17 protein-coding genes are annotated in these 22,213 nt (G+C 43.5%); 10 read left to right on the top strand and 7 right to left on the bottom strand.

Going from position 1 to position 22,213, the window contains the following annotated elements; translation table 11 throughout:
* Nucleotides 1–8: 8 nt before the first annotated feature.
* The 3 genes from lpxK to ABIB50_RS23710 are packed head-to-tail and all read left to right on the top strand — an operon-like array spanning nucleotide 9 to nucleotide 3,970.
* Nucleotides 9–1,070 (top strand): tetraacyldisaccharide 4'-kinase, encoded by a 1,062-nt coding sequence (gene lpxK, locus ABIB50_RS23720; protein WP_429383884.1) that lies wholly within the window; start codon nucleotides 9–11, stop codon nucleotides 1,068–1,070.
* On the top strand, nucleotides 1,033–1,857 hold the full coding sequence (locus tag ABIB50_RS23715; protein ID WP_429383883.1) for a purine-nucleoside phosphorylase: 825 nt from the start codon (nucleotides 1,033–1,035) through the stop codon (nucleotides 1,855–1,857). Before lpxK ends, ABIB50_RS23715 begins: the two co-directional genes overlap by 38 nt.
* Nucleotides 1,847–3,970, top strand: a complete 2,124-nt coding sequence (locus ABIB50_RS23710; RefSeq protein WP_429383881.1) for a putative porin — start codon at nucleotides 1,847–1,849, stop codon at nucleotides 3,968–3,970. Before ABIB50_RS23715 ends, ABIB50_RS23710 begins: the two co-directional genes overlap by 11 nt.
* Nucleotides 3,971–4,169: 199 nt before the next feature.
* On the opposite strand, the gene ABIB50_RS23705 is transcribed toward ABIB50_RS23710, so the two are convergent.
* The 3 genes from ABIB50_RS23705 to ABIB50_RS23695 form a co-directional block, all read right to left on the bottom strand.
* The gene (locus ABIB50_RS23705) at nucleotides 4,170–5,477 is read right to left on the bottom strand and encodes an asparagine synthetase B (RefSeq protein WP_429383880.1); all 1,308 of its coding nucleotides are present in this window, start codon (nucleotides 5,475–5,477) and stop codon (nucleotides 4,170–4,172) included.
* Nucleotides 5,478–5,521: 44 nt separating this feature from the next.
* Nucleotides 5,522–6,703 carry an asparagine synthetase B gene (locus tag ABIB50_RS23700; protein WP_429384196.1) on the bottom strand — a complete coding sequence of 394 codons (1,182 nt, stop codon included), beginning with the start codon at nucleotides 6,701–6,703 and terminating at the stop codon, nucleotides 5,522–5,524.
* 1,261 nt (nucleotides 6,704–7,964) lie between these two features.
* Complete coding sequence (locus tag ABIB50_RS23695; protein ID WP_429383878.1) at nucleotides 7,965–8,336, bottom strand: DoxX family protein; 372 nt, start codon at nucleotides 8,334–8,336, stop codon at nucleotides 7,965–7,967.
* A gap of 116 nt (nucleotides 8,337–8,452) precedes the next feature.
* Here ABIB50_RS23695 and ABIB50_RS23690 point away from each other — a divergent pair, with 116 nt between their 5' ends.
* The 3 genes from ABIB50_RS23690 (at nucleotide 8,453) to ABIB50_RS23680 (ending at nucleotide 10,036) form a co-directional block, all read left to right on the top strand.
* On the top strand, nucleotides 8,453–8,860 hold the full coding sequence (locus tag ABIB50_RS23690) for a DUF1801 domain-containing protein (protein ID WP_429383876.1): 408 nt from the start codon (nucleotides 8,453–8,455) through the stop codon (nucleotides 8,858–8,860).
* 94 nt (nucleotides 8,861–8,954) lie between these two features.
* Nucleotides 8,955–9,416, top strand: a complete 462-nt coding sequence (locus ABIB50_RS23685) for a peptidylprolyl isomerase (protein WP_429383874.1) — start codon at nucleotides 8,955–8,957, stop codon at nucleotides 9,414–9,416.
* 83 nt (nucleotides 9,417–9,499) lie between these two features.
* Nucleotides 9,500–10,036, top strand: a complete 537-nt coding sequence (locus tag ABIB50_RS23680) for a DUF5606 domain-containing protein (protein ID WP_429383873.1) — start codon at nucleotides 9,500–9,502, stop codon at nucleotides 10,034–10,036.
* Nucleotides 10,037–10,380: 344 nt separating this feature from the next.
* Here ABIB50_RS23680 and ABIB50_RS23675 read toward each other — a convergent pair whose 3' ends face one another.
* Nucleotides 10,381–11,316: a cation diffusion facilitator family transporter gene (locus ABIB50_RS23675; RefSeq protein WP_429383871.1), complete on the bottom strand. Its 936-nt coding sequence runs from the start codon at nucleotides 11,314–11,316 to the stop codon at nucleotides 10,381–10,383.
* Between the two features lie 122 nt (nucleotides 11,317–11,438).
* On the bottom strand, nucleotides 11,439–11,912 hold the full coding sequence (gene rlmH / locus ABIB50_RS23670) for a 23S rRNA (pseudouridine(1915)-N(3))-methyltransferase RlmH (protein ID WP_429383869.1): 474 nt from the start codon (nucleotides 11,910–11,912) through the stop codon (nucleotides 11,439–11,441).
* Between the two features lie 63 nt (nucleotides 11,913–11,975).
* Between rlmH and ABIB50_RS23665 the strand changes: the two genes are divergently transcribed.
* From ABIB50_RS23665 to ABIB50_RS23650, 4 genes are all read left to right on the top strand, one after another.
* A complete protein-coding gene (locus ABIB50_RS23665) occupies nucleotides 11,976–13,787 on the top strand; it encodes a MutS-related protein (RefSeq protein ID WP_429383868.1) in 1,812 nt (603 codons plus the stop codon).
* Between the two features lie 450 nt (nucleotides 13,788–14,237).
* Entirely contained in the window at nucleotides 14,238–14,579 is a 342-nt protein-coding gene (locus ABIB50_RS23660) for an ArsR/SmtB family transcription factor (protein WP_429383866.1), read from the top strand.
* Nucleotides 14,563–15,015, top strand: a complete 453-nt coding sequence (locus tag ABIB50_RS23655; RefSeq protein WP_429383864.1) for an SRPBCC family protein — start codon at nucleotides 14,563–14,565, stop codon at nucleotides 15,013–15,015. Before ABIB50_RS23660 ends, ABIB50_RS23655 begins: the two co-directional genes overlap by 17 nt.
* A gap of 2 nt (nucleotides 15,016–15,017) precedes the next feature.
* Complete coding sequence (locus tag ABIB50_RS23650; RefSeq protein WP_429383862.1) at nucleotides 15,018–15,884, top strand: alpha/beta fold hydrolase; 867 nt, start codon at nucleotides 15,018–15,020, stop codon at nucleotides 15,882–15,884.
* Nucleotides 15,885–16,074: 190 nt separating this feature from the next.
* On the opposite strand, the gene ABIB50_RS23645 is transcribed toward ABIB50_RS23650, so the two are convergent.
* Both ABIB50_RS23645 and ABIB50_RS23640 read right to left on the bottom strand, forming a co-directional pair.
* Nucleotides 16,075–18,672: a TonB-dependent receptor domain-containing protein gene (locus ABIB50_RS23645; protein ID WP_429383861.1), complete on the bottom strand. Its 2,598-nt coding sequence runs from the start codon at nucleotides 18,670–18,672 to the stop codon at nucleotides 16,075–16,077.
* 244 nt (nucleotides 18,673–18,916) lie between these two features.
* On the bottom strand, nucleotides 18,917–22,207 hold the full coding sequence (locus tag ABIB50_RS23640; protein WP_429383859.1) for a leucine--tRNA ligase: 3,291 nt from the start codon (nucleotides 22,205–22,207) through the stop codon (nucleotides 18,917–18,919).
* Nucleotides 22,208–22,213: the final 6 nt, after the last annotated feature.

The raw sequence follows: 22,213 nt of genomic DNA, 5'->3' as shown, positions 1-22,213 counted from the left end.
CACCCTGTATGAAATACCTGCGCCTGCTATTATTTCCTTTTTCGTTGATCTACGGGTTAATTGTGATGATACGCAACTGGTGTTATGATACCGGCCTGTTTACCAGCCGCCAGTTTGATGTGCCGGTAATATCCGTAGGTAACCTTGAAGTTGGCGGTGCCGGCAAAAGCCCGATGACGGAATATCTGATCCGTTTGTTAAAAACAGGCAACAAACTGGCAACCCTAAGCCGTGGCTATGGCCGCGAAACCAAAGGCTACCAAACTGCTACCGCCACTGCATCTGCCACCCAGGTAGGCGACGAACCGGCCCAGTTCAAACATAAATTTCCGGATATTACCGTGGCTGTTTGCGAGAAACGCGTGGATGGCATTGAACAATTAAAGCAAGATCTCGACCTTATAATTTTAGACGATGCCTACCAGCACCGCGCCGTTAAACCGGGCCTGAGCATTTTATTGTTTGATTATAATAAACTCCATGATCCGCACCTGGTACTGCCTGCCGGTAATTACCGCGAGCCGTTTAGCGGCCGTTGGCGGGCGGATGTAATTATCATCAGTAAATGCCCGGTTAATCTGCCGGTAAAAAAACAGCAAAGCATTATTAAAAATATGTCGCTGCTGCCTTATCAGCAATTGTTTTTTACGTCGATAAATTATATGGGCCTGCAGGATATGGGCGGTAAAGCGGTTGATACGATTATTGATGCTGATACTACAGTTTTCCTGCTAACAGGTATTGCCAATGCATTACCCTTGGTTAACCATATTAAAAAACAAACTTTACACGTTATACACCATAATTATCCGGACCATCATCGGTTTAGCTTAAAAAATATCACTAAACTTGCCGATGAGTTTGCTGCCTGCACTTCACAAAAAAAAGTGATCATCACAACAGAAAAGGATGCACAGCGTTTAGGAGAACAAGAATTGCTGCCGCTTGTTAAAAAGCTGCCCGTTTTGGTAATACCCATAGGCGTTAATTTTTTAAATGATAAGCAGCAGTTTGATCAAATTGTAACAGAATATGTCAGAAAATATAGAGAGCACCACCCAGTACATTAAAAGCCGCATAGGCGATTTTGTACCCGAAGTGGGTATAATTTTGGGCACCGGCCTAGGTGGCCTGGTAAATGAAATTGAGGTTGAGAAACAGTTAATGTACAGTAACATTCCTGATTTCCCCATCTCTACGCTGGAGTTCCACTCGGGTAAATTAATCTTTGGTACGCTTGGTGGCGTTAAGGTTGTGGCTATGCAGGGGCGTTTGCATTATTACGAAGGCTATAACATGAAACAGATCACCTTCCCGGTGCGGGTGATGAAAATGCTGGGCATTAAAACCCTGTTTGTATCAAACGCAAGCGGGTCATTAAACCCTGACTTTAAAAAAGGCGACCTGATGGTGATAGAAGACCACATCAGCCTGCAGCCGCAAAACCCATTAGTGGGGCGTAATGATGCCGACCTTGGCCCGCGTTTCCCTGACATGAGCGAGCCTTATAAACGTACGCTGATAGCCAGCGCGCTTGCCATCGCTAAAAAAAACAATATTACCTGCCATAAAGGTGTATATGTTGCTGTAACCGGCCCTAATTTAGAAACCAAAGCCGAGTATAGATACCTGCGGATAATTGGCGGCGACGCGGTAGGCATGAGTACCGTTCCAGAAGTAATTGTAGCCAACCACATGGGCCTGCCGGTATTTGCCATATCTGTATTAACAGACGAAGGTTTCCCTGAGGATCTGAAACCGGTATCGGTTGAAGAGATAATAGCAGTAGCCGTGGCAGCCGAGCCTAAACTGACCTTAATACTTAAAGAATTGATTGCCGGTTTAAATGCCAGATAAATTTAAATACATCCTTTTATTATTGATCTGTATTACGGCGCAAATTGCTGTTGCCCAACAGTACAATCCTAATAACCCTAACCGGTACGACCCTAACAACCCGCAATATAACCAGGGCAGCGGCTACCGCCGCGATACCATACCACGTGCGGGCAAACAGTTAAGCGGTGATGAGTTGATGGACACCCTGCGCAAGCGCGAATTACGTGCCCGCGATACGGTTATTTTTTCGGCTAAAATGATCAAGGTTACTACCGAGGCTTTGCTCAAGGATAGTACACAGTTGTTCGCGATAGATACCTCGCTTACTAATTTTCAAAATTACAGCCCGCTGTTTCAGCCCAGGTCGCCAAAAATAAGTTTGGGTGGTACCATGGGGCTGGCAACACGCCCTCTGCTGTTTGAGCCGGCTAAAACCATTGGCTTTGATGTTGGCCTGCACGCGCTTGACCCTTATATGTTAACCCCGCAGGATATCCAATATTTCCAGGCACGTGTACCGCTTAGCGTATTAAATTTATCCAGCGCGGGTAGTGCCGAGCAGGTATTTAAAATGGTGCATACCCAAAACGTTAACCCCAACTGGAACATCGGCTTTAATTTAAACTTTATTGGTTCGCGTAATTTTTACTCCAGCAATCGTGTGCTGGGGCAAAACGTAAGCGATTTGAGCGCGGCAGTTTTTAGTTGGTACCAGTCTAAAAATAAGCGGTATAACATGCTGGCCAATGTGATATTTAATAATCTTAAATCGCCCGAAACCGGCTCGATAGTAAAGGATACCATTTTCCTTCATGCCAACTCATCATTTGATAAAACAACCGAACCCGTGCGCCTGCCAAACACTTACGAAAACTGGAAGACCGGCGGCATTTACATTAAACAATCGTACTACATAGGGCGCATAGATACCACCATCCGCACAAACACAGCAAACATATTGCCTACACAAAGGGTAACTTATATATTTAATTTCAACACCAGTAAGTATGATTTTTTACAAAACGATATAGATACTTATCATGTGTTCCCTGATTATTATTTCAGCTCCAACCGGTCGCGCGATTCATTAAACGTAACGCATTTAATGAACGATTTTGGGTATAGCTTTTACCTGCGGGGCAAATCAAACCAGTTTGTAAAGAACGAGTTAAAGCTTGACCTTGGCCTTACGCAAGACCTGTATGGCTACACCCAATATGTAAGCGATACCACCATTACCCAATATGGCAGTAAGCTACGCGGGCCGGATAAAAAGCAGGACGCTTCTTTTCAAAACATCACCATCAGGGGTAAGTTAAGCTACAGGTTTAGCGACAGGATAAATTTGGAAGGCACCATTAACCAAATAGCCGTAGGCCATAATTTTGGCGATTTTTTGTATGATGCCAAAGCCATACTGACGGGCAGCAATAAAGCCGGCCAGATTATACTGAATGGGTATGTAAAAAGCAGCTCGCCGCCATTACAGGCCACCAGTTGGATAAGCAATCATTACATATTTAATAACACGTTCCGTAACCAAAAAACTACCAGCGTATCTTTTAATTATATCAACAACGCGTTACAGCTTGATTTTAAAGCCGAATACTTTTTAATTACCGATTACCTATACTACGCCTCGCAGCCAAATGGTATCGACGCGCACCCGGTGCAGTTAGGGGGCAGCATTAACTTATTAAAAGTTAGCCTGGGTAAAAACTTAAGGTGGCGTAACCTGCACTTTGATAACTATATCGTTTACGAAAAAACCGATTACCAGTCTACGCTGCGTGTGCCCGAGGTTTATACCTACAGCAGCTTATATTACAATGCCTATTTATTTAAGGCCGTGCACTTATCGGCTGGTTTAGATGTTCGCTATAACACGTCTTATGTAGCTCCGTCATACGCCGTGGGCCTGGGCCAGTTTTATAACGGAAAAGATATCACGTTCTCGTCCTACCCAATTGGCACCGTATTTTTAAAAGGCACTATTAAACAAACCAATTTGTTTGTGGAATATGATTATGCTAACCAGGGCGTATTCAGCAATGGATATTATACCGTAAACCGCTACCCGCAACAAGACCGCGCGCTTAAGTTTGGAGTAAGCTGGATGTTTTACCAATAACCCCCCCCGGCCCCCTGAAGGGGGAGTGATTTGCAGCTTTATTAATAACCATCATAAAAATTCATAGCGAAAAATCTTATACGCGGGACAGGCCGCTCGTATAAGATTTTTTCGCTATCGCTCAAGAGAGAAGTTCTCACTCGTTCCTCGTATCGAAATGACATGATGGTTATTACTGCCCCTTCAGCGGGTTGGGGGGTTACGTCTTTAACTTCTTCTTCTTAGCAGCCGGGAACAGCACATTGTTCAGGATCAACCGATATCCCGGCGAGTTGGGGTGCAATGAAAGATCGGTTGGTGGTTCGTTGGGGTTATATTGGTAGTTTTCGGGGTCGTGGCCGCCGTAAAATGTCCATTGCCCTTTGCCGTATTCGCCGTGGATATAACGTGCTTCGTTGGCCGATTTTAACTCGCCCATTATAGTTACGGTTGATTTGATCTTGCTTTTATTAAAAGCCGTAGCCAAACCCATAAACCCTTTTATTACCCGGTCATGATCCTGCGTAAGCATGCTGGGCACCACATCCCATTTGGCCGAGAAATCAAACAGCGTAAAAAAATCATCCTCCTGCTGGATATGGCGTGTACCGCTCACGTCAATATCACTAAACCGGCCGCCACCGCCACCACGGCCAAAACCACGACCGCCACCATCAAAATTATTACCCAGACTGGTAGTTACCGTAAAGTTTTGAAATGCGAAAGTCTGCGTAAAATCCAGCTTTGATTGCGCGCGCGGGTCGGGCGGGTCGCCGTCATATTGTTCATCAACAATATCTGTTTTAGCTGCGGCTAAAGCAATATCAAAACTATCAGCGCCCGAGCACATCGCTAACAAAAACCCACCTCCCGCACAAAAATCGCGAATGGTTTGCGCCACGGCCAGTTTCATTTTTGACACTTTGGCGAAATGGTATTTTTCGGCCAGCGCTTCCTGAATAGCTTTGGTTTGTAAAAATTTATCAGTGTTACGGCGGCCCTCTTTGCTGTACTGGCCGGTAAAATCTTCGTGGTGCAGGTGCAGCCAGTCGTATTTATTCAGGTCCCCTTTTAATATCTCTTCGTCATAAATTATATCAAACGGGATCTCGGCGTATTTTAAAACCAGTATTACCGCGTCATCCTGCGGCTTAACGCCTACTTTGGGCGAGTACACCGCCATACGCGGGGCCTTTTGTAACTTAACCAGGTCCATATTAACCGAGGGGTCATTTATCTGCGCGGTAATCTCGGCAACCTTCGCGTCTGATATCACCTCATAGCTTACTCCCCGGATCTTACACTCGTCCTCGGTTTTTTTATTATAAAGCATCATGAAACTGCCGCCGCGGTAATTAAGCAGCCAGTCAACCTCGGCATCCTGTTTCAAAACCCAAAAGGCAAGTCCGTATGATTTTAAGTGATCTTTTTGCAGCTCGTCCATAGGTATTAATATGGAAGCCGCTTTTGAGCCGAAAGCTAAAAGCAGAAAGGTGAAAGATAAAAGATATTTAAAAAAACACTTCATATCACTCTTCTATATGTTCTCCCCCCTTGAAGGGGGCTGGGGGCTTACGTTTTCTGTTTCTTTTTCTTAGCGGCCGGAAACAGCACATTATTCAATATCAACCGGTAACCGGGCGAATTTGGATGTAAATTCAAATCAGTTGGCGGGTCGCTTACCGCGTGTTGGTAATCTTCGGGGTCGTGGCCGCTGTAAAACGTCCATTGGCCTTTCCCGTATTCACCGTGAATATAACGAACTTCGTTGGCTGTTTTCATTTCGCCCATAATTGTTACACCAGGCTTAATGGTGTTTTTATTAAAGGCAGTAGTTAAGCCCATAAAACCTTTTATCACCTTATCATGGTTTTGGGTGAGCATACTTGGCACCACATCCCACTTAGCCGAGAAATCAAACAGCGTAAAAAAATCTTCTGCCTTATCAACCACGCGGGTGCTGGTAACATCAATATCGCTAAACCTATGCGTGAACGGGTTAAGGTCGATATTAAAGTTCTGGAACGCGAAGGTTTGGGTAAAATCCAGTTTGCTTTGCGCGTTGCGGTCGGCACCATCGCCGTCAAACATGCTTTCACAGATATCCGTATTTGCAGCTGCCAGCGCTATATCAAACGTTTCGGTGCCCGAGCACATGGCAAACAAAAATCCGCCGCCGGCAGTAAAATCGCGGATATGCTGCGCTACAGCCAACTTCATTTTTGATACTTTTTTAAAGCCCAGCCTGTTGGCCATGTCTTCCTGCGCTTTTTTATCATCAATATACCATTGCGCACTACTATAGCCCGAAAAGAACTTACTGTACTGCCCGGTAAAATCCTCATGGTGCATGTGCAGCCAATCATATTTAGGCAGGTCGCCGCGCAGCACTTCCTCATCATACACCAGGTCGAACGGGATCTCGGCATATTTTAACACAAGGGTAACCGCGTCATCCCAGGGCAGTTTGTTTTTTGGCGAGTAAACGGCTATACGTGGCGCTTTCTCCAGTTTTACCAAATCCATATTAACCGATGGATCGCCAACCTGGGTAACTATTTCGGCTACTTTTGCATCGGCCAAAACCTCGTAACTAATGCCGCGGATATTACATTCGTCCTCTAATTTCTTATCATATTTGGTCATGAAGCTGCCGCCGCGGTAGTTAAGCAGCCAGTCAACCTCGCCACCGTTCTTTAACACCCAAAAGGCTATACCATAAGCTTTAAGGTGGTTCTTCTGCACTTCATCCATCGGCATCAAGATAGATGCGGCCCGGTTAATTAAAGGTAAAAGCAGAAGGGTAAAAGCTAAAAGGTGTTTTAAACGGCAACTCATGTTCAAATTTAACGAATAAATATTTAAGGTATTACATTGATAGCAATATCTAACACCGAATATCGAACAGCGATGGGTTTAAAATAAGTAGTGTTCGAAAGATTTAAGAGCCGATGGCTCGACCAATATTGTAGCAACGGGTTTCAACCCGGTGAACGATAAAAAATGTAAACACAAGTGCCGTAGGTACGACGCATATTATACGGGTCGTACTTACGGCACTCGCATTATCTATTATTTTAATTACAACGGGTTGAAACCCGTTTTAACAATATTAATCGAGGCTACGCCTCTGTCTGTTCGTATTTAACAATTAGCGATGGGTTTAAAATAAGTAGTGTTCGAAAGATTTAAGAGCCGATGGCTCGACCAATATTGTAGCAACGGGTTTCAACCCAGTGAACGATAAAAAATGTAAACACAAGTGCCGTAGGTACGACGCATATTATATAGGCCGTACCTACGGCACTCTGATTATCTATCATTTTAATTACAACGGGTTGAAACCCGTTGCTACAATATTGGTCGAGGCTACGCCTCTGCTGTTCGTATTTAACAATTAACGATGAGTTTAAAACCAATAGTGTCCGAAAGATTTAAGAGCCGTCGGCTCTATCTGTTCATATTTAACAATTAACGATGAGTTTAAAACCAATAGTGTCCGAAAGATTTAAGAGCCGTCGGCTCTATCTGTTCATATTTAACAATTAGCAATGAGTTTAAAGCCAATAGTGTTCGAAAGATTTAAGAGCCGTCGGCTCGACAAATATTGTAGCACCGGGTTTCAACCCGGTGAACGGTAAAAAAATGCAAACACGAGTGCCGTAGGTACGACGCATATTATATGGGCCGTGCCTACGGCACTCGCATTATCTATTATTTTAATTACAACGGGTTGAAACCCGTTTTAACAATATTAATCGAGGCTACGCCTCTGTCTGTTCGTATTTAACAATTAGCAATGAGTTTAAAACCAATAGTGTTCGAAAGATTTAAGAGCCATCGGCTCGACAAATATTGTAGCACCGGGTTTCAACCCGGTGAACGATAAAAAATGTAAACACAAGTGCCGTAGGTACGACGCATATTATATGGACCGTGCCTACGGCACTCGCATTATCCATCTGTTCATATTTAACAATTAGCGATGGGTTTAAAACCCATCGCTACGTTAGGCTTACATAAACGCCTGCACCCTCGTATCGCGCAGGTAAAGCCCTAACCAGGTCAAAGCACCAAATACCACCGGGAAATAATATGGCTGCTGTGCGTGTATCATTACAGCTATTGCCCCTCCCAAATAACCGGTTGTTAAAATTGCGCCGATGACAGCGGTACGTGGCACGGCATACAGTATAGTGCAGGCCAGTAAGATAAACCCGATAGGTTGTACCATATCTGCCGGCCAGCCCAACTTGATGCTGCCTTCCATTGATGGCGCGGCTTCTACCACTTTCATCCCTGCATCAAGCAATAAAAAAAGAATAACTAACACACTGATGATCCAGCCGGACCATAAGGCTGTTTTTGATAATTGTTTCGTTTCCATTTTGGTTTGTTTTAAAGTTTAGTCAAATTTAGGAGTGTAAAAGCCTAAATTTAGCGTGTTAAAAGGACATAGTTAGGGTGTAGTTGCGACAATATTCAGTTTAGATTTTTAATTATATGGCCAAAGACATTAACGACCCGCAAAGTGTAACCAGTTTCATCAACAAACTCGATCCCCCTTTTGCCCAATTGGTGGAAACCATCCGGCAGTTAATTTTAAGCACGTCGCCCGATATCGCGGAGCAAATAAAATGGAACTCGCCCAGCTTTTTTTATAGCGGCGATATGAAACCGTTCGCCCCGAAAGAATATAAGCGGGATATTATTGTACTAAATACCCGCAAAAACGTGGCCCTGCTGATATTCCCTACCGGCGCCATCATTAATGACACCACCGGAATTTTAGAGGGAAATTACACCGATGGCCGCCGCATGGTTACGTTTAAAACTATGGATGAGGTAAAAACTAAAGCTGATGATTTGCAAAAGGTTATCAGGCAGTGGCTGGCATTGGTAGATAAATAGTTGTGTCTGAAAGGCATTCAAACCTTTATCCCTTTTACCTTTTAGCTTTCACCTTAAAAACATTACCTTTGCCAACCATTTAAAAAAATTGACAATGAGTAAAGCAATTATAAAAACTGAAAAAGGCGATATGACCGTAGAATTCTACGAAACAGATGCACCTAAAGCAGTAGCTAATTTTAAAAAATTGGCAAAAGAAGGATTTTACAACGGTATAGCTTTTCACCGTGTTATCCCTAACTTTATGATACAGGGTGGTTGCCCTTTCTCTAAAGACCCTGCAACGGCTTACAAAGCCGGCAGCGGCGGACCAGGTTATAACATTGATTGTGAGTTAACCGGCGAATTACAATATCATGATCGTGGTGTATTATCAATGGCTCATGCAGGCCGTAACACCGGCGGTTCACAGTTTTTTATCTGCCATAGCCGTACCAACACCGCGCATTTAGACCGTAACCATACCTGCTTTGGTAAAGTTATAGAGAATATTGACGTGGTTGACGATATCCGCCAGGGCGATAAAATAACATCAATAGAAGTAATAGAGGATTAATTAGGTAGTTATGAGTACTGAGTTTTGAGTGGTGAGTTAATGCCACACTCAAAACTCACTACTCACCACTCAAAACTCAACATATGAATTTAAGCGGAATTGTATCGGTTTCAGGTAAACCGGGTTTATGGAAAGCATTGGTGCAAAACAAAACAGGTTTTGTGTTAGAAAGCCTTGACGCGCAAAAAACCAAGCTAATAGCCAACCTGTCGACCGCTAAATTAGCGGCATTGGACGAGATCACTGTTTTTGGTGATGACGAGGATATTAAACTAACGGGCATATTTGAGCGCATAAAAACTGCTGCAAACGTACCTGATGCTAAAGCTGACGGCACTAAGTTAAGAGGTTTTTTCAGAGAAGTGGCCCCGGGCCATGATGAAGAAAAAGTTTATGCTTCTGATATGAAGAAGATCCTGAACTGGTACCACATCCTGAAAGATATGCCTTTGTTTAGCGAAGAAGCGCCAAAAGCAGCCGAGGCCGGCGAAGGCGAAAAAGCTGCGGTACCTGTAAAGGCCGCCGACAAACCAAAACCGGTAGCTAAAAAGCCAACCGCTGCCCCTAAACCACAGGCACCAAAGGTTAGCGCACCAAAAAATCCATCAAAAAAAGGATAAGTTGATAGACAACTGCTTAAAAGACTTGCGGAGTTAAACTCTGCAAGTCTTTTTTGTTTGGGGATATTTGTGGCTGATGAGCCAGGTGCGCTGTTTCAAAAAAAGTGTTTCACTCCATCAAAAACAGTCAATTTACAATTAACTGATCATCAATAAAATAACAGGTAACTACAGTCAAAAAACCAGACGAATAAGGTGTTGCAAAAGTGTTTCACTCGATTTTGTTAAAACGCTAATAATTAGCAGATTATCCTAAAACAGTGTTTCAACTGTTGCAAAGTGTTTCATTTTAAAGTGAAACACTTGTACTTCCTCCCTCTCCTTTGGAGAAGGCCGGGTGAGGTTTAACAATCCGGTTCGTCGCATTTCTCATTCGCAAACTCGGGCTCAAAGGTGCTGTGATTAATATCAAGGTGTTGCAGGCGGTGGCGCAGGTCTTGTTTGATATTGTCAAACAAATGCAGGTCGGCAGGTGCTATAACCAAGTGTGCGGTTAAGGCGTTTTCTGTAGTGCTTAGCGCCCAAACATGCATGTGGTGAATATCCACTACGCCTTTCGCTTTTAACAGTTCGGTTTTGATCTTGGTAAGATCCATGTCTTTAGGTACGCCGTCCATTTCAAGGCGCAGGCTCTCTTTGAGCAGCCCCCAGGTACCGCGCAATATAACGACGCCTATAAGTAAGCCTACTACGCTATCAATCCAATATAAATTGGTAAAGTAAATGATAACGCCCGATATAACCACACCTAACGACACGATGGCATCAACAGCCATGTGCAAATAAGCGCCTTTTACGTTAAGGTCGGTATCTTTATCCTTCACAAAAAGATAAGCCGTAAAAGCGTTTATAACGATACCTATGGCGGCCACCCAGGCCATTGTACTGCCTGATACTACTTCGGGATTGATAAAGCGGGTAATAGCTTCATAAATAATTATGCCTACCGTAACCACCAGTATAACCGCGTTAAAGAAGGATACCAGGATGGTAGACCGTTTATAACCGTACGTATACTTACTGTTTGACCCAACTTTGGTCATTTTAAAAGCAAGCAGCGCCAACGCCAGGCTGGCAACATCGCTTAGGTTATGGCCGGCATCGGTTAACAGGGATAATGACCCGGTTAGGATACCCGCAACAAATTCAACAATAACAAAAGCCGAGTTGAGTACTATGCCCCATATAAAAGCGCTGTTTAAATGATCAAGCTTAGGCGGTTCATGATGATGGCCAAGGCCATGCGCGTGATTGTGTTCGTGTAAATGGTCGTGACCCATGGATGCAAAGTTAACTAAAAAAGTGTTTGTCATTCTGAGCATAGCGAAGAATCTTCTAAACGCGACAAGTATAACGTATAAGATTCTTCGCCATGCTCAGAATGACAACTTGATAAAGCGCCTTATTCGTGATGATAGGGCTCGCCTTTTATGATTGTATACGCCCTGTACAGCTGTTCGGTAAAGAACAACCGTATCATCTGGTGCGAAAACGTCATCCGCGATAGCGACAGCTTATCATTGGCCCGCTCATAAACCGATTGATCAAACCCATACGACCCGCCCACCACAAATACCAGGCTTGAGGTTGAGCTGATGGACTTTTTATCGATATAGGCCGCGAACTGTTTAGAAGTAAGCTCCATCCCCTTTTCATCCAATAGGATAACGTGATCCAGGGGCAGGATCTTTTTAAGGATCATTTCGGCTTCTTTAGTCTTTTGCTGCTGCTCGGTTAAAGCTTTGGTGTTCTTTAGTTCGGGCAGGTCAACCATTTCCAGTTTGGTATAATGCTTTAGCCGCTTTACATATTTATCAATGCCATCTTTTAAATAAGCATCCTCTGTTTTGCCGACGGTTAAGAAAGTTATCTTCATAAAACAACAAATAAACGGTTATTTAAAATATTAGTGCTTATTTTGACTGATTTTATTTAACGGATGGAACAAGATATTTTAGATCATTATAATAACAACGCGCGGCTTGCACGGCAAGAGGCTGATAAATATAAAAAACTAGCAGATACCTATGCTTTAATGCGCCTGGGCGTATTTGTGGCCATGGTTGTTGGCATATACTTTGGGATAGTTAACGATGATTTTACCATTGTAGCGATAACCTTTGTGCTGTTGCTGTTTGCGTTTGCCTGGCTGGTAGCGCGCCAAAGCGGCTATGAGCGCCAGATGCGCTATTTTAAGGACCTTACACTCATTAACGAGAACGAGCTGGCCAGCCTAACCTCCCGCGATAATTTATACAGCAACGGGGCAGGTTTTGCTAACGAGAAGCATTTCTATACGTCTGACCTGGATATCTTTGGCAGCATGTCGCTGTTCCAGCTACTCAACCGTGCAGCTACCGGGCCGGGTATTGCAAAGCTGGCCGCTTGGCTAAGCGCGCCTGCAAAAAAGGATGTGATCCTGGAACGGCAGGCAGCAGTTAAAGAAATAGCCGGCAAGAACCAATGGAAACTGGAGTTTCAAACCCTGCTGCTGTTTGCTAACAAAACCGATAATAATCAGCTTAAGGGATTATTTAATTACCTGTACACGCCACTAAATATCCCGGGCGAGGCGATACTGATTAAATACATTAGGATTGCTCCTTTCCTGTTACTGGCGGCTGTTATAGCCGGATTCTTTTGGCCGATAGCCGAGTTGGCGGCCCTGTTACTTGCAGCAACTAACCTGGTAATTGTTGCATCAAAGGGTGGTTATATTGTTAAATCGTCGGCCATTGCCGATAAGATAAGCAAGGTATTGGCGGGCTATGCTGTTGTGTTTGATAAGATAGAAACACAAGAGTGGCAAGCTGCAAATAATAACACCCTTACCCGAAAGATAAAAGAAAACCAAACCTCGAAAAATATAGCCGCCTTAGCTAAGCTGATTGATAAGCTGAGCTATAATTTGATAATGGTTGTTGGGTTTGTGCTGAATGTTTTCCTGCTATGGGCGCTTAAACAAACCATCGCTATTGAACAATGGAAACGCAACAACCACGAAAACCTGGAAGAAGCCTTTGATGTAATAGCCGAGTTTGAGGCCCTTACCAGCATAGCCGGGCTTGAATTTAATTATCCCGAATGGTCAACTCCGCAAATTGAAGATGGTGAAGCTTATACACTGGTGGCTAAAGCAATCGCCCACCCGCTTATCAACAGTAAAAACCGGGTCACCAATGATTATGAACTTACGGATACTTATAAGATCGATATCATTACCGGCTCCAACATGGCGGGCAAGAGTACCTTTTTGCGGACCATTGGTATTAATACGGTACTGGCGCTTTGCGGCGCGCCGGTTTGTGCCGAAAGTATGCGGGTATCGGTAATAACCATGGTAAGCTATATGCGCATCAAGGACTCGCTTAACGAAAGTACGTCAACCTTTAAAGCCGAACTTGACCGCCTGCAAATGCTGCTGGCAGCGGTTGTGCAGGAATACAAGGTTTTCTTTTTGATTGATGAGATGCTGCGCGGTACTAACTCGGTCGATAAGTACCTGGGGTCGAAAGCCGTTATTGAGCAGCTGATAGTTAAAAAAGGCGTAGGCATGGTTGCCACGCACGATCTGGAGATGGCTAAGCTGGAAAACGCCTATCCAGATTATGTCCGTAATTTCCATTTCGATATCCAGGTAATTAACGGCGAAATGCTGTTTGATTATAAAATGAAACACGGCGAGTGTACAACGTTTAACGCTACTTTGTTATTGAAACAAATTGGGATTGATGTTGGGGAGGCTGGATAAAAGATTTTGTTTCCCTCGTTAGCCTGTATTTGAGCTTACCATTACGATATAAATTAAATCCGTCAGCAGTTTGCCTGGCCACAATGGTGCCTATCAATGGTATTTTAAGCATATTATTTTTGAACGAATACGGGCCAATTGTTACATCGCCATACATAGGGTGCAGACTCTTAATTGCAAAAACCTCTACCTGGCCAGGTTGAAACTGATAATTTATCTGCACATAACGGCTTTGGTTAATATCAGTCGATACAAGGTAGAAATTCTCCCCTATCAAACTAACTGGCTTAACTTTATTACATCCGCTTAAAAAGATCGCAGCTATTATAATTGTGATTAGGCATTTCCTGGTCATGGTTTACTAAAGTACATTTTCTGCTTTACTTTTTTTTCAAATAAATTTGCGCAAGCAAATACTTGCATTTATATTTGCAAGCATATACTTGCATAATGATTCAGAGAAGAGATGTATTCCAGGCTATTGCCGACCCTACCCGCCGCCAGATCATCAACATGGTGGCCGATAAACCCCTTAATGTAAATACTATTGCCGACAGCTTTGATGTAAGCCGGCAGGCCATATCGCTCCACATAAAAATTTTGATAGAATGCGAACTGCTTAAAATAAAGAAGCAGGGCCGCGAACGGGTATGCGAGGCACAACTTGACCAGCTGAACGAAGTAACGGTTTGGCTGGATCGCTTCCGCCAGCATCATGAACAGAAATTGGACAACTTAGAAACTTATTTAGATAAACTTAAAAAAGAAAGACAGCATGGAAAGCAACACTAAAGACCGTGAATTATTCATTACAAGGACCCTTAACGCCCCCGTTGAATTAGTTTGGGAGGTGTGGACCAACCCCGAACATATCGCTAACTGGTGGGGCCCTAATGGCTTTACCAATACCATAAGTAAAATGGATGTAGTGCCGGGCGGCCAATGGAATTTAGTGATGCACGGACCGGACGGAACAGACTATGTTAATAAAAGCACCTTTAAAGAGGTTATTGAATTTAAAAGGATAAGTTATGAACACTTTAACCCGCATTTTGTGGCTACCATTAATTTTGAAGCGCAAGGCGAACAAACGCTGCTTACCTGGCGCATGCTGTTTGACTCGGAGGAGATCCTTCAGACGATAGTAAAAGCACATAACGCTGCCGAAGGCTTGAAACAAAACGTAGAAAAACTAAGCATGTATTTAGCCAACCAATTAACTAAATAATAATGATCATTAACTTACGCGCCCAGCTTGCTACTTTAATGTTATTCATAACCTTGCAGGCTATCGCACAAAAACCAACCAGTAAAATGCAAACATTAGTAACATCAGGCCATGCCGCTGTTAACGGCATCAACATGTATTATGAGATCCATGGCAAAGGCGATATGCCACTTGTCCTGATCCACGGCGGCGGCTCAACCATCGAAGTAACTTTTGGCAACATCCTGCCCTACTTTGCCGGCAATAATAAAGTTATCGCTGTAGAGCTGCAGGCACATGGCCGCACCAGCGACCGGGATGCGCCGGAGTCGTTCGAGCAGGACGCCGATGATGTGGCAGCACTGTTAAAACATTTAAAAATAGCTAAAGCCAATATTATGGGTTTTAGCAATGGCGGTACCACTACGCTGCAAATAGCCATACGGCACCCCCAACTGGTTAATAAAATAGTTGTTATAGCAGGCAGTTATAAACGTGATGGTTTTATGAACGGCTTTTTCGACTTCATGAAAACGGCCACATTTGAAAGTATGCCTCAGCCGCTAAAAGACGCCTTTTTAAAAGTAACCCCCAACCAGGCCGGGCTGCTTACCATGTTTAATAAAGACAAGCAACGGATGATAGACTTTAAAGATATCAGCGATACCGACATCAGCAATATAAAAGCTCTTGCAATGTTTATAGTAGCCGATAAGGATGTGATCACCATTCCGCATACGATGGCAATGGCCAAACTAATAGATGGCGCCGAATTAGCAGTGCTACCCGGTATACACGGCGAAGCATTAGGGGAAGCAACCACCTACAAAGCAGGCAGCAAAGCGCCACAGGCGACCGCCATATTTGTACAGGAGTTTTTGGATAAGTAACATCATCTACAACCAAATAATATTGTCATTCTGAACGGAGTGAAGAATCTTGTAAAATGACAGGTAGCTAACGGCTTAGATAGCGTATAAGATTCTTCGCTCACGCTCAGAATGACAAGTTAAATTTATAGCCCATAAAAAAAGCGGTGAGTTTTCACTCATCGCTTTTTTATTATATGTTGATTGCTACTTATTGTCTGGCTGGTGCACCGCCACCACCTGCGCCGCCACCTTGCTGGTCGCCGCCCTGGATAAGGTCATCATTGTTAACACCTTTTTTCTTCTGATTTGGATTGGTTGGGCCAAAGTTCATTTTACCAAATGCATAACTAAATGTTATACCAAATGATTGGAATGGAAAACTTGTATGGCTGCTTTGTGTAAAGCCAGGGCTTGATATATTCTGATCGAACGATTTATTAACTGCAAAAGGCTGCACGGTATTGAAACCGATAGACGCTTTCTTATCAGCAAATTGTTTTTTTACACCCAGGGCATAAATACCAAACGCAGGGCTGGTACCCTGTATGGTACGACGTGCCGAGTTTGAAAATCCAAATCCTTCAACAATAAAGTTGCTTGGCAAGTTAAGCGATACACTACCAAACATAGTGGACATAAAGCGTGTTTTTAACGCATCAGGGTTTATAAAACTAACGTACTGGCCATAAACACTTGGGTGATAAGTAAACACGTTAACGCTTGCACGTATGGTTAAGATCTTGATAGGGTTTATCGAACCAAAGAAACTTGCACCTAATGAATTATTTTCGCCAATGTTATTTGATACAGAACGCGTACCTACTATTTCTTTACCGTTTATAGTTTCTTTAATTGGCGAAGCAATGCTCTCAATTAAGTTATTAGTGTTTTTATAAAAAACCGATACGTTTATAACCGATGAGCTGATAAAGGTATTATAGTTTAACTCGACAGTTTGTGAAGTCTCTGGCGACAAGTTAGGGTTACCTACCGACTGGCTTTGAACCTGGCTGCGGTTGATGAACGGATTTAAAACCTGCAGGCTTGGGCGCTGGATCCGTTTGCTATATGATAATTTCAACGTGTTTGATCCAAATACCTTTTGTACTGTTAAGCTTGGGATATAAGTATTGTATTTTGCGCTAAATGGCACCAATACCTGGTAATTACCACTTGTTGTATTTTGGTATGGGTTTTTAGGGTCGCCGGTTATAGCTGTATTTTCATAACGGCCACCTACTAATAATGAATATGCTTTAGGAAGCGTAAAGGTAAAAACAGAATATCCTGCGTAAACATTTTGAGTATAGTCATACAGGTTGGAGTTGATATCATCACGATTAACAGTACCACCGTTGGCATCGGTATTGAAGATATCATAGATACTATTAATACGTCTTTGGATGGTTTTGCCGCCGGCTTCAAATTTTAAAAGCTTGCTTACAGGTAAAGAGTAGTCGGCCTGTGCGGTGTACTCGTTATTTGTACCGTCGTTATTTCCTTTTTGGCTTGGGTTAAGCGCAGTATATAAGTTTGAGTAATCTGTATTGATTATACTATGGCTCCACTGACCTGAAATAGTTAACTCATGGCCCTCTTTTTTAAATTTATGGGTATAATCAAGGTTCCAGTCAAATCCCTGGAATTTATTATGAGAGATAGTTTTACTATTGTAGGCAAGGCTGTTTGCCGGGGTAATATTATCAATACGGTTGTTAATGCCGTTACCATCAATATTAAACCCACCATCATTTAACCGGATGGTGCTGTTAATGTTGTTAAATGCATTAAACTCATAACCTGCCGTTATTGAACCCATTGCACCATGCCTTGCAATACGGCTGCTTGAGTTACCGGTGTTATGCGCGTCAACAGCGGCAACACCCGGGTTAGCACCGTTTGCTGGTATCGCAGCTGTTTTAACAGTTTGATCAGAAACGGTTGTTGATGTTTGCGGCCAGGTTAAGTTACCACCTAAATTGGCTGATAAGCTAAACCTGTTACGGTTATAATTAAAGTTAACATTACCGTTATTTTGACGGGTACCCACACCACCACTAACTGAGCCGCTTATTCCGTTGGCATTTTTTGATTTGGTGATAATGTTAATAATACCGCCAGATCCTTCTGCATCATACTTGGCAGATGGCGAAGTAATAACCTCGATTGATTTGATCTGATCAGCAGGAATGGTTTTTAAAACGTCAGACAAACTTGCTGATGTAGCGCCTGATGGTTTACCGTTGATCAACACACGAACGTTCTGGTCGCCGCGCAAAGCCACGTTACCATTCATATCAACAGATACCAACGGGACTTTTTGCAATACGTCGGTAGCGTTGCCGCCGGCTGATGTAAGATCCTTCTCGGCGTTGTAAACCAGTTTATCTATTTTGTTTTCAACCAATGCGGCTGCGCCGGTTACCACAACTTCTTTTAATGCTTTTGCACTTGGAGCGATAAAAACCACCCCTACGCCATGATCTGGTTTTGACGGCGTTGTTACAACACCCGTTACCATCTTGGTAGGATAACCGATAAAAGAAATACCTAACTTATACTCGCCGGGTTTAACATTATCTATCCTGAAGTTTCCTTTTTCGTCAGTAACAACACCATTTATAGGAGAATTGCCTGTAGCACGATATATAGCTACGGTAGCATAGTCTAACGGTTTTTTTGTAAGCGAGTCGATAACCGTTCCTGATACCTTACCCACAACGGTAGAACCACCGCCAATACCAAACTGAGCCTTAGCTACGGTAACAGAAAAAATTATTGCTAATAGTAGAATTATACGTTTCATTTTAACATTTTTTGTAATTAGAGGCGAAATTACTTCAAATGTTACAACGCTACAGCACTATTAATACAATTTATAACGAATATGTTGTAGATGTTACACTAAGGGGTGGTTAAACAGCATTAAGTGCATATTTTGAAGCGATCTATTCCCTCCCCACGGGAGGGGTGCGTCGGGCTATGAAGTGGAAGGGAGGGGTTTCGCGGATTAGATCAGTTTGCGAAACCCCTGTGCTTTTTTGTGGTAATTAAACCACCATATTTACAATACGCCCCTTAACCACAATAACCTTTTTAGGCTGTTTGCCATCTAAATAACGCTGTACATCGGCATTGGCCAAAACAAATTCTTCTATCTCTTTAGGCTCAAGGCTCAGCGAAACACTCAGGTTCATTTTAGTTTTACCGTTGATGGATATCGGGTACGCAAATTCATCCTCAACCAAATAGGCCGGGTTAAATTTAGGATATGGCGCATATGATAATGTGCCGGCCTGGTTACCCAGCATCACCCAAAGCTCCTCGCAGATATGCGGGGCGTAAGCTGAAAGCACCACCACCAAATCCTGCAATATTGCGCGGTTATTGCACTTAAGGTCGGTCAGTTCATTTATAGCGATCATGAAGCTGGATACCGAAGTATTGAACGAGAAGCGCTCGATATCCTCCTCCACCTTACGGATGATCTTGTGCAGTGATTTTAATTCGGCTTTAGTTGGCCCCGCGTTTGACACACTAAACTCCCAGGCTTCGTTATGGAACAAACGCCAAAACTTACGCAGAAATTTGAATACACCTTCAATACCATTGGTATTCCAGGGTTTGCTTTGTTCCAGCGGACCAAGGAACATTTCGTACATACGCAAAGTGTCGGCACCGTAACGGGCAATCAAATCATCCGGGTTAACTACGTTGAATTTAGATTTGGACATCTTTTCAACTTCAACACCGCAGATGTATTTGCCGTTTTCCAGTATAAATTCGGCATTAGCAAAGTCCTCGCGCCAGGCTTTAAACTTATTGGTATTCAAAACTTCGTTCTCCACAATATTAACATCCACATGCAATGGTGATGTTTTGTATTGTTTGATCAGGCCATGCGATACGAATGTATTTGTACCCTTGCCCTCTTCATCAATTAAACGATATACAAAATTACTCCGCCCCTGTATCATGCCCTGGTTTATCAACTTTTTAAACGGCTCTTCCTCAATTACCAGGTCGATATCTTTTAAAAATTTATTCCAGAAACGGCTGTACAGCAAGTGGCCGGTAGCGTGCTCGCTGCCGCCAATGTATAGGTCAACATCTTTCCAGTATTCAATAGCTTCTTGTGATGCAAACGCTTTATCATTATGCGCATCCATATAGCGGTACCAGTAAAAGCTGCTTCCTGCCCAACCCGGCATGGTGCTTAACTCGTAAGCATACTCAGCCCCCTCTAAATCTCCCCCGGTAGGGGAGACTTTTTGATCACCTATAAAATGAGTTTTATCTCTTTCCGGCAATGAATCAAGCTTCGCTTTTATTATTTCAAATACTTTTTGAGGACCTTGTAATACTTCGTCATTTGTAAATCTTATAACATTAAAACCAAAATGATTCAATATCTCGGTTCTGGCATCGTCGGCTTCTTTATTTAATTTATGGTGATGTCCATCCAACTCGATCACTAAGCCTTTTTCAAGCGAAACAAAGTCAGCTATATATTGATCAATGGCATGTTGCCTTCTAAATTTATAGCCAGTTTGCTCTTTTCTTATTAGTTCCCACAAAATACTTTCTGCTTCTGTCGGATGATTCCGGTTGTCGCGGCTATAATCCTTTAATTTTTCATAATAAACAGGATCAGCAGTTTCCCTATAATTTCCGGCCTCGTGCGCTGGCGAAGTCTCCCCTACCGGGGGAGATTTAGAGGGGGCTGGGTTGTACACCCAGCCTTCGGCCCTTGCCAATGGCGGTTCGCCGGTTTCGGTAGGTAAGTATTTATCAACTTCGGGCAATAGCAATGGCAAATCGCTTTCGCTAATTAAGTGCGGCGATCCGTCTTTAAAGTAAACCGGTACCGGCTCGCCCCAGTAGCGCTGACGGCCGAAAATAGCATCGCGCATCCTGAAGTTTATTTTGGCTTTACCCAGGCCCAGTTCCTCCAATTTAGCTATGATAACTGCCGTAGCATTTTTATAATCCAGGCCGTTAGCGAAGTCGGAATTAATATAGATCCCTTCCTTGGTCGGGTCGGCCTCGATTTCAATATTTTGTATATCGATGATAGGTACTATCGGCAAATTAAAGTGTTTGGCAAACAGGTAATCGCGCTGGTCGCCGCTTGGTACGGCCATTACTGCGCCGGTGCCGTAACCTGCCAATACGTAGTCGGCAATCCAGATCTGTATTTTCTCGCCATTTAACGGGTTAATAACATAGCTGCCCGTAAACGCGCCCGATACCGTCTTGGCATCAGCCATCCTGTCCAACTCCGATTTCTTTTTGGTCTGGGTGATGTAGGCATCTATTTCTGCTTTCTGAGCAGGCGTGGTTAGTTCCGCCACCAACTCATGCTCAGGCGCTATCACCAAAAATGTAACACCAAATATGGTATCAACACGGGTAGTGAACACCTCAATATAGTTTTGAGTTGTGGGTTTTAAGTTTTGAGTGTCAAGAGGAAATCTTACGGACGCACCGGTACTTTTACCTATCCAGTTGCGCTGCATTTCTTTTAGCGGTTCGGGCCAGTCAATTTTGTCCAGTCCCTGCAATAAACGCTCGGCATAGGCGGTGATGCGCATGCTCCACTGCATCATTTTCTTCTGCTCAACAGGGTAGCCACCACGCTCGCTAAAGCCGTCTTTAACCTCGTCATTAGCCAATACGGTACCTAAAGCGGCGCACCAGTTTACCGTGCTTTCGCGCAGGTAAGTCAAGCGATATTTTAATAATTCTTGTTGTTGTTCATTGGGGGTCTTAGCCTTCCATTCATCAGCAGCAAAGGTCAAAACCTCTTCATCGCAAACGGCGTTAACTCCCGCCGATCCGTTTTGCTCAAAATGTTCAACCAGTTTGGCAATAGACTGCGCCTTATCCGCATCTTTATTATACCAACTGTTAAACAGCTGCATAAAGATCCATTGTGTCCATTTATAATAATCAGGCGAGCTGGTACGTACCTCGCGGCTCCAGTCGAACGAGAAACCTATCTGGTCTAACTGTCGGCGGTAGGTAGCAATATTATCAGCCGTTGTAACGGCAGGGTGCTGGCCGGTTTGTATCGCGTATTGCTCGGCCGGTAGGCCAAAGCTATCATAACCCATGGGGTGCAATACGTTAAAGCCTTTTAAGCGTTTGTAGCGTGCAAAAATATCAGATGCAATATAACCCAGCGGATGGCCCACATGCAGCCCAGCGCCCGATGGATAAGGGAACATATCCAGCACATAATACTTGGGTTTAGTGGATTTATCTTCGGCTTTAAACGTTTGGTTATCGGCCCAAAACTGCTGCCACTTTTGCTCTATATCTTTAAATTGATAGTCCATTATTTA

The organism is Mucilaginibacter sp. UYCu711, assembly GCF_050433825.1.
In the GTDB taxonomy this organism is placed as follows: domain Bacteria; phylum Bacteroidota; class Bacteroidia; order Sphingobacteriales; family Sphingobacteriaceae; genus Mucilaginibacter.
The sequence above is the reverse complement of the archived record's forward strand: the minus strand, read 5'-3'. Positions and strand labels throughout refer to the sequence as shown.

What these genes read in the sequence shown, in the direction of transcription:
- lpxK (WP_429383884.1), top strand. Translation starts at nt 9, where the DNA reads ATGAAATACCTGCGCCTGCTATTATTTCCTTTTTCGTTGATCTACGGG.
- ABIB50_RS23715 (WP_429383883.1), top strand. Translation starts at nt 1,033, where the DNA reads ATGTCAGAAAATATAGAGAGCACCACCCAGTACATTAAAAGCCGCATA.
- ABIB50_RS23710 (WP_429383881.1), top strand. Translation starts at nt 1,847, where the DNA reads ATGCCAGATAAATTTAAATACATCCTTTTATTATTGATCTGTATTACG.
- ABIB50_RS23705 (WP_429383880.1), bottom strand. Translation starts at nt 5,477, where the DNA reads ATGAAGTGTTTTTTTAAATATCTTTTATCTTTCACCTTTCTGCTTTTA.
- ABIB50_RS23700 (WP_429384196.1), bottom strand. Translation starts at nt 6,703, where the DNA reads ATGGATGAAGTGCAGAAGAACCACCTTAAAGCTTATGGTATAGCCTTT.
- ABIB50_RS23695 (WP_429383878.1), bottom strand. Translation starts at nt 8,336, where the DNA reads ATGGAAACGAAACAATTATCAAAAACAGCCTTATGGTCCGGCTGGATC.
- ABIB50_RS23690 (WP_429383876.1), top strand. Translation starts at nt 8,453, where the DNA reads ATGGCCAAAGACATTAACGACCCGCAAAGTGTAACCAGTTTCATCAAC.
- ABIB50_RS23685 (WP_429383874.1), top strand. Translation starts at nt 8,955, where the DNA reads ATGAGTAAAGCAATTATAAAAACTGAAAAAGGCGATATGACCGTAGAA.
- ABIB50_RS23680 (WP_429383873.1), top strand. Translation starts at nt 9,500, where the DNA reads ATGAATTTAAGCGGAATTGTATCGGTTTCAGGTAAACCGGGTTTATGG.
- ABIB50_RS23675 (WP_429383871.1), bottom strand. Translation starts at nt 11,316, where the DNA reads ATGGGTCACGACCATTTACACGAACACAATCACGCGCATGGCCTTGGC.
- rlmH (WP_429383869.1), bottom strand. Translation starts at nt 11,912, where the DNA reads ATGAAGATAACTTTCTTAACCGTCGGCAAAACAGAGGATGCTTATTTA.
- ABIB50_RS23665 (WP_429383868.1), top strand. Translation starts at nt 11,976, where the DNA reads ATGGAACAAGATATTTTAGATCATTATAATAACAACGCGCGGCTTGCA.
- ABIB50_RS23660 (WP_429383866.1), top strand. Translation starts at nt 14,238, where the DNA reads ATGATTCAGAGAAGAGATGTATTCCAGGCTATTGCCGACCCTACCCGC.
- ABIB50_RS23655 (WP_429383864.1), top strand. Translation starts at nt 14,563, where the DNA reads ATGGAAAGCAACACTAAAGACCGTGAATTATTCATTACAAGGACCCTT.
- ABIB50_RS23650 (WP_429383862.1), top strand. Translation starts at nt 15,018, where the DNA reads ATGATCATTAACTTACGCGCCCAGCTTGCTACTTTAATGTTATTCATA.
- ABIB50_RS23645 (WP_429383861.1), bottom strand. Translation starts at nt 18,672, where the DNA reads ATGAAACGTATAATTCTACTATTAGCAATAATTTTTTCTGTTACCGTA.
- ABIB50_RS23640 (WP_429383859.1), bottom strand. Translation starts at nt 22,207, where the DNA reads ATGGACTATCAATTTAAAGATATAGAGCAAAAGTGGCAGCAGTTTTGG.